The organism is Amycolatopsis sp. NPDC004625 (genome assembly GCF_040609695.1).
Lineage (GTDB): Bacteria > Actinomycetota > Actinomycetes > Mycobacteriales > Pseudonocardiaceae > Amycolatopsis.
This window is the reverse complement of record NZ_JBEXKX010000078.1, coordinates 17,721-30,258: the sequence shown is the minus strand read 5'-3', so window position 1 is coordinate 30,258 and position 12,538 is coordinate 17,721. Positions and strand designations below refer to the sequence as shown.

The following is a 12,538-nucleotide window of genomic DNA, read 5'->3' as shown; positions in this document are numbered from 1 at the left end:
TTTTTTTGTTTTTTTGGGTTTTGGTGTTTTTGATTTCTGGCGGGGGGTTGTTTGTTTTTTTGCTCCAGCGGAGTTACCACCACCCAACCCCCCCCCCCCACCCCGCCTGCCCGAAGTGAGTGACATGACCAACGTGGAGACCACGGACGCGACCGGCCTCGGGGAGATCGAGGTCGGCGCCGCCCGGATCAACGTCGACGACAAGCGCATGATCAACGCGCGCGCCGACGTCAACCAGCTGCTGCCGATGAAGTACACGTGGGCCTGGGAGAAGTACCTGGCCGGCTGCAACAACCACTGGATGCCGACCGAGGTCGCCATGCAGGCCGACATCGCGCTGTGGAAGTCGAAGGACGGCCTCACCGAGGACGAGCGGCAGATGCTCAAGCGCAACCTGGGCTTCTTCGCGACCGCGGAGTCCTTGGTGGCCAACAACATCGTGCTCGCGGTGTACCGGCAGATCACCAACCCCGAGTGCCGCCAGTACCTGCTGCGCCAGGCGTTCGAGGAGGCCGTGCACACGCACACCTTCCAGTACATCTGCGAGAGCCTCGGTCTGGTCGAGGGCGAGCTGTTCAACATGTACCGCGAGGTCCCGTCCATTTCGGACAAGGACGCGTGGGCGCTGAAGTACACGCAGAACCTGGAGAACCCAGACTTCGAGACCGGCACGCCGGAGGCCGACCAGGCGTTCCTGCGTGACCTCGTCGCGTTCTACGTGATCTTCGAGGGCATGTGGTTCTACACCGGCTTCGCGCAGATCCTGTCGCTGGGCCGCCGGAACAAGATGGTCGGCATCGCCGAGCAGTACCAGTACATCCTGCGCGACGAGTCGATCCACCTGAACTTCGGCATCGACTGCATCAACCAGATCAAGATCGAGAACCCGCACCTGTGGACCGAGCAGTTCCAGGCCGAGGTGCGCGGGATGCTGCAGGAGGCGTGCGAGCTGGAGGTCAAGTACGCGCGCGACACGATGCCGCGCGGCATGCTGGGCCTGTCGGCGCAGCTGTGCGAGCAGTACATGCACTTCATCACCGACCGCCGCGCGCAGCAGATCGGCCTCCAGCCGATCTTCGGCGAGACCGAGAACCCGTTCCCGTGGATGTCCGAGGCGATGGACCTGAAGAAGGAGAAGAACTTCTTCGAGACCCGCGTGATCGAGTACCAGTCGGGCGGCGCCCTCGACTGGGACTGAGGTTCCGCGTTTCGTGACGGCCCCGCCTCGGCGAACCGAGGCGGGGCCGTTTCACGTCCACGCCCGCGCGGCGAGCTCCGCGTCGAGCGGGCTCGTGGCCGGGCCTGCCGGCCCGCCGGGCGGCCACCACCGGAAGCCGAGCCCTTCCCCGCTCAGGGTGAGCCGGGGTACGGCGGCGAGTTCGGTCCGGTAGACGGCGAGCAACTCCCGGCGCACGGGACCGACCAGGTCGAACTCGGCCACGGCGGCGAAGGTCAGCGCCACCCCGCGGAGGCCAGTCTCCTCGGCCAGCTCACGGACGGCGGCCTCGCGGGCGGTCTCCCCGGGTTCCCGCACCCCGCCGGGCAGTTCCCACTGCCCGCGGCGCCGGTCGAGCATCAGCAGCACGGCACCGGCGTGGCGGACCACGACCAGGGAGGCGGCCACCGGCGGCAGCTCCCGTTCGGCCACGCGGCGCACGGCGAGCAGCACATTACCGGCCCGGTCGCGGAGGGGAAGCTCGGTCACGCCGGCGTCAGTACGCGAAGCGGCGCACGGTTTCCGGGTGGATGACCAGCCGGAGCTGCTCCGCCTTCAGCATCGCTTCGAGGTCGGCCGCGCGGACCGGGTCGTCGAGGTCCCAGTAACGCGCCGCCAGCCGGGCCGCGAGGTCGTGCGCGCCGTCGGCCTCGATCGAAACGCGGCCGGTGACCGACACCCACCGTTCGCGCTCCCCCACCGGTGCCGCGACGATGATCGACGCCCGCGGATCCCGGCGCGCGCGGCGCACCTTGAGCGCGTCCACTTCGCTGAACAACTGGATCGTGCCGTCGTCGGCCGCCTCGAACCACACCGGGCGGGGCTCGCCGGTGGCCACGGTCAGGAAGCCGTGGAGCGGGCGGCGGAGGAACTCGAGGTCGTCGGGGGTCAGTGCGTTCATGCCCTCCAGTCAACCGCACCGGGCCGCGCGAACCACCCGAAAAGACGGCCGCCGGGTGTTGTCAGACCGTCAACAAGGGTGCATCGTGGAGGGGTAGCCGTTCTCGACGGGGAGATGGTCACTTTGCCGGGCACCGTGAGCCGAGCCGCCGAAGCACTGCGTGAACGCGTTCCGCCGCTGACCGCACTGCCCCTGCCGCACAAGGTCGACGAACGGTGGCTGCGGTCGCGCTGGCCCGTCAAGGAACTCGCGGCGCCGCCGGCCGGCAGCGGGCTCAAGCCCGTGCTCGGCGACGAGGGGCCGCCGGTGGTCGGGCACATGCTGGAGATGATGCGGTTCGGCCCCGCGTTCGGCCTGCGCCGGTACGAGCTCTACGGCCCGGTGTCGTGGACCGCCGGGTTCGGCCGCCGGATCGTCGCGCTGTCCGGGCCCGAGGCCACGCAGATCGCGCTCGTCAACAAGGACAAGGCGTTCTCCCAGGAAGGCTGGAAGTTCTTCATCGAGAAGTTCTTCGAGCGCGGCCTGATGCTGATGGACTTCGGCGAGCACCACCTGCACCGCCGGATCATGCAGGAGGCCTTCACGCGCCCGCGGCTGGCCGGCTACGTCGGCGAGATGGGGCCCGCGCTGCGCGAAGGCGTCGCGAGCTGGGGTTCGAGCGAGCGGCCGCGGCTGTACTGGGCGCTCAAGCAGCTGACCCTCGACGTCGCGACCCGCGTCTTCATGGGCATGCGCAGCGGCGCCGACGCCGCCCGGATCAACCGCGCGTTCGTCAGCTCCGTGCGGGCCGGCACCGCCTTCGTGCGCTTCCCGGTGCCGGGCGGGCGCTGGTCGGCCGGGCTGCACGGGCGGCGCGTGCTCGAGCGCTACTTCGGCGAAACCCTGCCCACCAAACGGCGTTCCGGCGGCGACGACCTGTTCGCCGCCCTCTGCCAGGCCACCACCGAGGACGGCGACCGGTTCTCCGACACCGACATCGTCAACCACATGATCTTCCTGATGATGGCCGCGCACGACACCACGACCATCACCAGCAGCGCCATGGCCTACTACCTGGCGAAGCACCCGGAGTGGCAGGAGCGCGCCCGCGCGGAGTCCCTGGCCCTCGGCGACGACGTCCCCGACATCGCCGCCGTCGAAAAGCTCGAAACCCTGGACCTCGTGATGAAGGAGGCGCTGCGGCTCGTGGCGCCCGTGCCGTCGCTGACCCGCCAGACCGTCAAGGACACCGAAGTGCTCGGCCACTACATCCCGGCGGGCACCCTGGTCGGCGTCTCGCCCACCGTCAACCACTTCACGCCGGAGTGCTGGACGAACCCGTTCACCTTCGACCCGGAACGCTTCGCCGAGCCGCGCCGCGAGGACAAGTCGCACCGGATGGCGTGGATGCCGTTCGGCGGCGGCGCGCACAAGTGCATCGGGCTGCACTTCGGCGGGCTCGAGGTGAAGTTGCTGATGCACGAACTGCTGCGGGCCTACCGCTGGTCGGTTCCGGAGAGTTACACCGCGCGCTGGGACTACGTCTCCCTCCCGGTGCCCGCGGACGGTCTCCCGGTGCACCTCACCCGGCGCTGACCCGGACACTGTCCACGGCTGCATACACTAGGTAACGAAATGTTACCGCTTGTGGAGATTCGTTCACTCGTTCAGCCGGTAGACACCCCGTGACGCACATGATGGCGTGGCATCGATCGTGGGCGAGCGCTGCCGGGTGTGGCTGCCTGATCCCCGACACCGTGTCCGACCTGGCCATACCTGTGCGTGAAGAGGTGGAGTGTGCCTGAGCCCGGTGCCGCGCCAGCCCTGCTGGACGTGGCGCGCCGGTGGGCGGCGACGTTGGCCGACACCAAAGGAGTAACACTTCCCCCGGAGGAGCTCGAATCCCTGCTGCTGGAGGTCGCGAACGAGGCGGTCGACCAGGCCGGCTCACGCCACGACGGCGCGCTCCTGCGGTTCACCGCCCTCTACGCCGCGTCGCCGATGGGGATCGCGCTCGCCGACCCCGACGGCGCCATCGTGGAGGCCAACCTCGCCCTCGGCCAGCTGCTCGGGTGTTCGCCGGATCGGTTGCGCGGCAGGCACCTCACGGAGCTCGGCTCCACCGACCACGACGTCTCGCGCCTCGAAGAGGGGCTGGCGCAGGTGCGCTCGGGGCGCGAGCGCTACCAGGAGCGGATGCTGCTCGACCACACCGAGGACGGGCAGCTCTGGACCGACGTCACCCTCGCCCGGCTGCCCGGCGACCGGCCGGGGTCGGTCTACCCGGTGCTGATGGTGTCGGACGCGAACGAGCTGCACCTGCTGCAGGAGCGGCTGCTGCACCAGAACGTGCACGACCCGCTGACCGGGCTGCCGAACGCGTCGTCGTTCACCACCAAGCTGGAGGCCGCGCTCGGCGCCGGCGCCCGCGACGACATCGCGCTGGTCTACCTCGACGTCGACGGCTTCAAGGTGATCAACGACGGCCTCGGCGCCGGCGTCGGCGACCAGGTGCTGCGCGGCGTCGCGAACAAGCTGTCGGCCGTGTTCACCGGCCACCACGACGGGTTCGTCGCCCGGCTGTCCGGCGACGGCTTCGCGGTGCTGCTGCGCGGCGAGCTCGCGGCGACCGAGGTCGTGGGGCTGGTCGAGCGCGCGCTGGAGGACCTCAACGAGCCGATCTACCTGGGCGGGCACGGCATCGGCGTCAGCGCGAGCGCGGGCATCGTGGTGCGCGCGGCCGTCGAGGGCGGCGCGGCGGAGCTGCTGCGGGCGGCGGAGATCGCGCTGCACCGGGCCAAGGAGGCCGGCAAGGCGCAGTGGATGCTGTTCGACCCGGAGCTCGACGCCCGCGACCGCGGCCGCTACCAGCTGGGCGCGGTGATCGCCGGCGCCCTGGAGAACGGCGAGTTTTCCCTGGTGTACCAGCCGACGGTGCGGTTGTCGCGCACGGACGAGCTGGCGGCCGTCAACGCGGGCCTGCGCTGGAACCACCCGGAGAAGGGCGAGCTGGGGTCCGACGAGTTCTACCCGCTGGCCCAGACGACGGGCATGACGGTCCCCCTGGGCCGCTGGCTCCTGGCCGAGTCCCTGGCGGCAACGGCCCGCTGGCGCACCCGCCTGGGCGACGCGGCCCCGGACGTCTGCGTCCGCCTCCCGGCCCGCCTGGCGATCGACCCGGACCTGGTCCTGCTGGTGAAGGAGCAGCTGGACAAGCACGAACTCCCGGCCAGGGCGCTGCGCCTGTGCACCGACCGCGAGTCGATGCTCGACCCCCGCGGCGAGGTCCTGGATTCCCTGGCGGTGCTGGCCGACCTGGGCGCGCAGCTGGTGCTGACGATCTCGGGTTCGGCGGACCTGGAGCTGATCCCCCAGCACCGCCTGCCGGTCCGGCACGTGATCCTGTCGGGCCCGGTGGTCGACGCCCTGGACACGGAGGACCCGGCAGAGTCGGATCTGCGGCACCTGACCCAGCTGATCACCCGGGCCCGCGAGCTGCACCTGCGGGTGGGGGCGGAGGGGGTCCGGACGCACGAGCAGGCGGCCAGGCTGCGCCAGCTGGGCGTGATCGCGGCCCGCGGCCCGTTCGTGGCGGACTCGGCGACCGGCGACGAGGTGGACGAGCTGATCAACCGGCACCCGCGGAAGTAGGACCGGGCGGCCCCCAACCGGCGCCCGGCGCGAGAAGCCGACCACCCACCGCCCTACACCTCCCCGCCCCTCGTCCCCGCCGCGAGGCCAAACCGGAGGCGCGGCGGCTCCGAACACCCGGCAGGATGGGTTCTGCCCCCGACGAGAAAAGGACGCCCATGGACGCCGGAGACCTCGCCCCCGACTTCACCCTGCCCGACGACGAGGGCCGCGACCGCCGACTCACCGACTTCCTCGCCACCGGCCCCGTGGTCCTCTTCTTCTACCCCGCCGCGATGACCGGCGGCTGCACCGCCGAAAGCTGCCACTTCCGCGACCTGGCCGCCGAGTTCGCCGCCGTCGGAGCACACCGCCTCGGCATCAGCCCGGACGGAGTCACCAAGCAGCGCCAGTTCTCCGAAGCCAACAGCTTCGACTACCCCCTGCTGTCCGATGTGGAGGGCGAAGTCGCCAAGCAGTTCGGTGTCTGGCGAAAGATCCTGCCCCTGCACACCAAGCGAGCCACGTTCGTGATCGGCGAAGACCGGAAGATCCTCGCGAAGATCAAGAGCGAGCTCAACTTCACCGTCCACGCCGACCAGGCGCTCAAGGTGCTGCGGGAGCGGAACAAAGTCTCCTAGGGCGCAACGAGCCGCCACACCCGGTTGGTCCCGGTGCACGACGGCGCCAGCGGCTTCTCGGCCGGTTCCGTGCCCACCCGCGTGAACCCGAGGCGCGCCGGAACCGCTCCACTTCGGACGTTCCGCTCGTCGTGCTTGATCTCGACGTACCCCGCGCCGAGGCGGAACGCCTCCGCCGTCAGCAGCCGGACCGCCCGGGTGACCAGGCCTTGGCCGACGAACCGGGAGGCAAGCCAGTAGCCGATTTCGACGCCGCCCTCGCGCGCCATGACGCCGACGGCTCCGGCGATCGACCCGTCCACCCGGAGCGCGAAGTCGTGCGCTTCGCCGCTCTCCCAGTTCTGCCGGGTGGTGCGCAGGAATTCGGCGCCGTCCTCGGCGGTGTAGCCGCCGCTCGCCCAGATCATCCACGCGCGAAGGTGCTCAAGGGATCCCCGGACCGTCGCCACGAGCTCGGGCTCGTCGGCGAACTGCCAGCGGGCCAGGGTGAATTCGTCCTCGCGGTAGGTCTCGGCCGGGGTTTCCATGCACCTCATGGTGCCCCGGCCGGGACGCCCGGCGCGAACTAATTCACGATGACGCTGTCCGGGACCTCGCTGTCGTTCTTCAGCGCGTCGAACAGCTGCTTCGACTTGGCCTTGTCCCAGTTCTCCGCCGAGCCGCTGGTCACCGGCACCGTCGTCGTCACCACGCCGCCCGAGGAGATCCCGCGCATCGCGATCGCCAGGCCGGCCAGGTTGTGGACGTGGTCGCCCGAGTCCATCGTCAGCGCGTCCGGCGCCGAGGACAGCAGCGGGAAGAAGTCGAACGGGTTCAGCAGCGTGCCGGGGCTCGCGATCTGGCTGACCAGCGCGCCGATGAACTTGCGCTGGTTGGCGACGCGGTCGAGGTCCGAACGCGGGGTCGCCGCGCTGTGGCGCATCCGGACGAAGCCCAGCGCCGACCGGCCGTCCAGTGACTGGCAGCCCGCCTTGATGCTGATGCCGGTCATGGTGTCGTCCATGTCCTTGTCGATGCACATGTCGACGCCGCCGATCGCGTCGACGATCTTGGCGAACCCGCCGAAGCCGATCTCCGCGTAGTGGTCGATGTGCAGCCCGGTCGCGCCTTCGACGGTCTGCGCGAGCAGCTTCGGGCCGCCGAGCGAGAACGCCGCGTTGATCTTGTTCTTGCCGTGGCCGGGGATCGACACCTGCGAGTCGCGGGGCAGGGACAGCAGCGTCGGCTTGGTGCTGTTGTCCGGCAGGTGCGCGACCATGATCGTGTCGGTGCGCTGCCCGCCGCCGGCCGCGGCGACGTCGCCGGTGGCGAGCCGCTCTTCGTCCGCTTCGGTCAGGCCTTCACGGCTGTCCGAGCCGACGATCAGCCAGTTCGTCCCCGACGCCGCGACCGGGCGGCCGGAGTAGTCGGCCAGCGCGTCGACGCGCTTGATCGAGAACTCGAGGTAGACCCAGATGCCGGCGAGGAACACGACGAACACGAGCACCAGCGCGCCGAGGACCTTGCCGACGCTCCAGCGGCGACGCCGGCGCGGCGGCCGGTAGCCGTCCTCGGGCGGACGGCGGGGCGGATCCTGCCGCGGTGGTGGCGGGGCGTACTCGGGTTCGCGGGTGCCCATCGGGCGGGTGCGCTCGTCGTACGGGCTGCGGCCCCGCCCGGGCAGCGGCATCATCTGCGCGCGCTGGTGGTCCCGGGACCGGCCGGCAGGCGGCCGGGGCGGCGGCACCCGGCGCCCGCCGTCGTCGCCACGGTACGTCATCACCATCACCCAATCCCGATCCGGACAAATCTGTCGGCGTCAGTACACCGCACGCACTCGTCAAGAGGACGTTCGGTACCGGGGTCGGGTTGCCGCGAGAGGTTACCGGTCGGTTGCCTCGTAGCCGAACTGGTGGACCTTGAGGTACCCGGACCGGAACCCGGCCTCCGAATAGGCCAGGTAGAACTCCCACATCCGGCAGAAGACGTCGTCGAACCCGAACCCGGCGATGTCGGCCCAGCGGTGCAGGAACCGTTCGCGCCACCACCGTAGCGTGCGCGCGTAGTCCTGGCCGAACTCGCGCATCCCGGCCAGCTTGAGCCGGGCGTTCGCCTTGACGCCCTCCTCGATCGAGCGCACCGACGGGATGATGCCGCCCGGGAAGATGTACTTGTGGATCCAGGTGTAGGCGCGCGAGGCGGCCAGCATCCGGTCGTGGTCCATGGTGATGGCCTGCAGGCCGAACCGGCCGCCCGGGCGCAGCCGCTCGCCGATCACCCGGTAGAACTCCGGCCAGTAGGACGCGCCGACGGCCTCGATCATCTCGACGCTGACCACGGCGTCGTACCGGCCGCTCGACTCGCGGTAGTCGCACAGCTTCACGTCGACGCGGTCGGCGAACCCGGCCGCCGCGATGCGCTCGGTGGCCAGCGCGCGCTGTTCCTCCGAAATGGTCAGTGACGTCACGTGCGCGCCGCGGGCGGCGGCGCGGATGGCGAGTTCACCCCATCCGGTACCGATTTCGAGGACCTCGCTGCCGTCGCGGACGCCGGCGTAGTCCAGCACGCTGTCGATCTTGCGGTGCTGGGCGGTGGTGAGGTCCTCGCCGGGGCCGAACAGCGCCGAGGAGTACATCATCGACTCGTCGAGGAAGGCGCCGAAGAGGTCGTTCGACAGGTCGTAGTGCCGGTGGATGTTGGCCCGCGCGCCTTCGAGGGTGTTCTCCTCGGACGGCGGCTGGGTGCGTTCGGCGATCCGGCGGAACTTCTGGAGCGCGGGCGGCACCAGGGTGGCCATCCGCTCGGCGAACGGCGTCAGCACCTCGGCCAGTTCGGACGCGGTCCAGTCGCCGGCCATGTAGGACTCGCCGAAGCCGATCTTGGCGTCGACGCCGAGGCGGTGGAAGAACGCTTCCGGCCGCAGAATGCGCATTTCGGGCGATTCCGGCCCACCGGCGCCGAGCACGGTGCCGTCCGGGAAAGTCACCCGCAGGTCGAGTGGGCGGACCGCGCGGCGGAACAGCGTGGCGGCGATCCGCGCGCGCAACGCGGAGTGGGGCGGGGTGGCCAGGCCCGGCCACCGGGACTCGTGCGGGACGTCCCGGGCCGACGCCCGGTCAGCGCTCGAAGTGGTCACGGTTCTCCCTCCGGCCGGCCAGGTACGCCGGTGATCGATCGTAGTCGCCGCACCCCGGCGGCGCGTTTCGCCGAATGCCCTGTTCGGGGCGTTTTCACACGGGTATCCGCAGCCGCTCGGGCCCGGTCGCGGCCCAGGCCCCGCGGAGGGCACCCCCGTCGGCCCCGGCGAGCAGGTCCAGGGTGAACGCCACGGTCAGCCGGGTCCACACGCGGGCCCGGCGCAGCATCGCGTGGCCCTCCCCGGCGATTTCGAACCGGGCGACACGGGCGGCGACCCCGGCGGCCCGCTCGGCGAAGGCGTGCGACTCCGCCGGGCTCGTCATCCGGTCGCGGGTGCCGTGCACGACGAGCACCGAGCGGCCGGCGACGGCGCCGACCGGCTCACCCCGCGGCGTCCACGGCGCCAGGGCGCAGACCCCGCGCACGGCCGGGTCGTCGGCCACGCGCAGCGCCACCCGTGCCCCCATCGAGTGACCGACCAGCACGACCGGCAGGCCGGGGTGGTCGGCGTGGATGCGCTCGAGCGCCCAGCGGGCGTCGGCGATCGGGTCCTCGTCGGGCGCGTTCCAGCCATAGCGGCGGTTGCGCAATAGGCGCACCTCGACGCCGTCCTTCCGACCTGCCCGATGCAGGGCACGCGCGATCGGGACCATCCGCAGGTAGGCGAGCTTCCAGGGCGGCACCGTGCCGGTGCCGCGCTCCGCGCCGCCGTGCAGCACGAGCACGACCGCTTCGGTCCGCCCGCGCGCCGGCCACCGCGACACCGCCGGTTCCGCCTCGCCCACCCACGTCCTCCTCATCGCCCGCATCCGGGTCAACCCCGCCCGTCCACCGGGCTATTCCACCGCGTAGCACCATCTTCGCGGTAGATTCGGCGCCCGATCCCCGACGGAAGGGTGGGTGTGGTGAGCGCCACGGACATCGCGGGCAGTGTCGCCGGGCAACTGGCGGACGTCGAGCAGGCCAACGCCGAGGCGGTGCGCGCGGCGGCGGACCTCGTGCTGGGGGTGATCCGGGCCGACGCACTGGTCTATACCGCCGGCGCCGGGCACTCGCTGGCCGCGGTCGCCGAGACGTTCTACCGGGCCGGTGGGCTGGCCTGCGTCTACCCGCTCTACCACCCGGAGCTGCTCCCGCTGCACGGCGCGGTGCACAGCACGCGGACCGAGCGGCGCTCCGGCCTGGCGGCCGAGGTGCTGGCCGAGCGCGCCCCGGGGCCGGACGACGTGCTGGTGGTGTTCTCGACGTCCGGCGTGAACCCCTACCCGGTCGAGCTGTGCATCGAGGCGGGCAAGCGGGGTGCCGCGGTGATCGCGGTGACTTCGCGGGCGTGTGTCGCGGCGGCGCCGCGGCGGTCGTCGAGCACGCTGGTCGAGCAGGGCACAGTGGTGCTGGACTCGCTGGTGATCCCCGGGGACGCGAGCTACCCGCCGGACGCCCCGCGCACCGCGCCGCTGTCCACTGTGGTCAACGCGTTCCTGTGGAACCTGGTCCTGGCCCAGGTTTTCGACCGCGGTACGGCCGAGGGCCTCGACGTCCCGCTGTGGCGCAGTTCCAATGTGGAGGGTGGCGACGAGGCGAACGCCGCGTTGCTGGCGAAGTACGGGGAGATCGTGCCGCAGCTGCGGTGAACCGGTGAAAAAGCACCGGCCGGGCACGTCTTGACGCCGCGTGCCCGGCCGTCCTAGCGTGCGACATACCGACTGGTCGGTGTGGACCGGTCGCACTCCGAGGAGGTCCCCATGGGTGACAGTGCCACGGCCACGGTGCACGGCGAATGCGCCCCGGGGTTCGAGCCGGTGCGGGCGGCCTTCGAGGAGAACTTCCGCAGCCGCGGCGAGCTGGGGGCGGCGTTCACCGCACGCCGCCACGGCGAAGTCGTGGTGGACCTGTGGGGCGGCTGGGCCGGGCCCGAGCGGACCCGGCCGTGGCAGCCGGACACCCTGGCCAACGTGTGGTCGACGACCAAGGGCATGACCGCGATCTGCGCGCACCGGCTCGCCGACGCGGGCGAGCTCGATGTCGACGCGCCGGTCGCGAAGTACTGGCCGGAGTTCGCCGCCGCGGGCAAGGGCGAGATCCCGGTCCGCTGGCTGCTTTCGCACCGCTCCGGCGTGCCCGGGATCGGCCTGGACCGGCCGGTGGCCGTCGAAGAGCTGTACGACTGGGACCTGATGACGTCGCTGCTGGCGGCTCAGGAACCGCTGGTCGAGCCGGGTTCCGCGGGCGGCTACCACGCGCTGGCCTACGGCTGGCTCGTCGGCGAGGTCGTCCGGCGGATCGCCGGCCAGGGCATCCGCGAGTTCTTCGCCGAGCAGGTCGCCGGGCCGCTGGGCGCCGACTTCTCGATCGGCCTGGCCTCGTCCGCCGACCTGGACCGCTGCGCGACCCTGGTGGACCCCGTGATGACCGAGGAGATGGCGAACGCGCTGGCCACGGCGTTCGCCGCGGCCGGCCCGGTCGCGCAGGCGGCGCTGATGAACCCGCGCCTGCAGGGTCACGACGCCAACGAACCGGCGTGGCGGCACGCGGTCATGCCGGCGTTGAACGGCCACGGCACGGCCCGCGCGATCGCCACGATCTACGCCGCCGTGGCCGACGGCACGCTCCTGTCCCCGGCCGGACTGGCCCGGGCCCGGGAGAGCCAGGGCAAGGAGATCGACGCGGTCCTCGGCCTGCCGAACGAGTGGGGCCTGGGCTTCTACCTCGGCAGCGACGCCCGCGGCTTCGGCCCCAACCCGGCGGCGTTCGGCCACGACGGCCTGGGCGGCTCCACCGGCGGCGCCGACCCGGAAAACGGCATCGCCTTCGGCTACACCCTCAACCAGCTCGGCCCCCTCATCCGCGACGACCCCCGCAAAATGGCCCTGGTCCAGGCCCTCTACGAGTCCCTCCCGAACCTCTGACCCGTACCCGGAGGGCCGGTTCGCGTACCCAGGCAGTCGGTTCGCGTACCCAGAGGGTCGGGTGGGGGCCCCCCCCCCCCCGGTCCGCCAACCAGCCGGGCGCTAACGCTCCCCACCCGGCGGGGGGCGGCCCCGCGGGGGATGAGGC

11 protein-coding genes and 1 pseudogene are annotated in these 12,538 nt (G+C 71.4%); 6 read left to right on the top strand and 6 right to left on the bottom strand.

Translation table 11 applies throughout. The annotated features are described in order from the left end of the window. Positions 1-124: 124 nt before the first annotated feature. Positions 125-1,198 carry a ribonucleotide-diphosphate reductase subunit beta gene (locus ABZW17_RS43845; protein ID WP_354828014.1) on the top strand — a complete coding sequence of 358 codons (1,074 nt, stop codon included), beginning with the start codon at positions 125-127 and terminating at the stop codon, positions 1,196-1,198. A 51-nt stretch (positions 1,199-1,249) separates the two neighbouring features. Here the strand turns inward: ABZW17_RS43845 and ABZW17_RS43840 are convergent, their stop codons facing one another. Then, on the bottom strand, positions 1,250-1,705 hold the full coding sequence (locus tag ABZW17_RS43840) for an NUDIX hydrolase (protein WP_354828011.1): 456 nt from the start codon (positions 1,703-1,705) through the stop codon (positions 1,250-1,252). 7 nt (positions 1,706-1,712) lie between these two features. Next, the gene (locus tag ABZW17_RS43835; RefSeq protein ID WP_354828008.1) at positions 1,713-2,117 is read right to left on the bottom strand and encodes a pyridoxamine 5'-phosphate oxidase family protein; all 405 of its coding nucleotides are present in this window, start codon (positions 2,115-2,117) and stop codon (positions 1,713-1,715) included. A gap of 114 nt (positions 2,118-2,231) precedes the next feature. On the opposite strand from ABZW17_RS43835, the gene ABZW17_RS43830 reads away from it, so the two are divergent. From ABZW17_RS43830 to ABZW17_RS43820, 3 genes are all read left to right on the top strand, one after another. Continuing rightward, on the top strand, positions 2,232-3,692 hold the full coding sequence (locus tag ABZW17_RS43830) for a cytochrome P450 (RefSeq protein ID WP_354828005.1): 1,461 nt from the start codon (positions 2,232-2,234) through the stop codon (positions 3,690-3,692). 237 nt (positions 3,693-3,929) lie between these two features. Continuing rightward, positions 3,930-5,747 (top strand): EAL domain-containing protein, encoded by a 1,818-nt coding sequence (locus ABZW17_RS43825; protein ID WP_354828019.1) that lies wholly within the window; start codon positions 3,930-3,932, stop codon positions 5,745-5,747. A gap of 158 nt (positions 5,748-5,905) precedes the next feature. Then, the gene (locus ABZW17_RS43820; RefSeq protein ID WP_354828002.1) at positions 5,906-6,367 is read left to right on the top strand and encodes a peroxiredoxin; all 462 of its coding nucleotides are present in this window, start codon (positions 5,906-5,908) and stop codon (positions 6,365-6,367) included. Here the strand turns inward: ABZW17_RS43820 and ABZW17_RS43815 are convergent. The 4 genes and pseudogenes from ABZW17_RS43815 to ABZW17_RS43800 form a co-directional block, all read right to left on the bottom strand. Continuing rightward, positions 6,367-6,894 (bottom strand): annotated as a pseudogene (locus ABZW17_RS43815) (GNAT family N-acetyltransferase); the annotation flags it as partial. The gene ABZW17_RS43820 and the pseudogene ABZW17_RS43815 sit on opposite strands and share 1 nt — an antisense overlap. Before the next feature lie 38 nt (positions 6,895-6,932). Continuing rightward, the gene (locus ABZW17_RS43810) at positions 6,933-8,132 is read right to left on the bottom strand and encodes an LCP family protein (RefSeq protein WP_354828000.1); all 1,200 of its coding nucleotides are present in this window, start codon (positions 8,130-8,132) and stop codon (positions 6,933-6,935) included. 96 nt (positions 8,133-8,228) lie between these two features. Then, positions 8,229-9,482, bottom strand: coding sequence for a cyclopropane-fatty-acyl-phospholipid synthase family protein (locus tag ABZW17_RS43805; protein WP_354827997.1), 1,254 nt, complete (start codon positions 9,480-9,482; stop codon positions 8,229-8,231). A 94-nt stretch (positions 9,483-9,576) separates the two neighbouring features. Then, positions 9,577-10,269, bottom strand: a complete 693-nt coding sequence (locus ABZW17_RS43800; protein WP_354827994.1) for an alpha/beta fold hydrolase — start codon at positions 10,267-10,269, stop codon at positions 9,577-9,579. Between the two features lie 117 nt (positions 10,270-10,386). Between ABZW17_RS43800 and ABZW17_RS43795 the strand changes: the two genes are divergently transcribed. Both ABZW17_RS43795 and ABZW17_RS43790 read left to right on the top strand, forming a co-directional pair. Next, complete coding sequence (locus ABZW17_RS43795; RefSeq protein WP_354827991.1) at positions 10,387-11,115, top strand: SIS domain-containing protein; 729 nt, start codon at positions 10,387-10,389, stop codon at positions 11,113-11,115. Positions 11,116-11,226: 111 nt separating this feature from the next. Further along, complete coding sequence (locus tag ABZW17_RS43790; RefSeq protein WP_354827988.1) at positions 11,227-12,390, top strand: serine hydrolase domain-containing protein; 1,164 nt, start codon at positions 11,227-11,229, stop codon at positions 12,388-12,390. Positions 12,391-12,538: the final 148 nt, after the last annotated feature.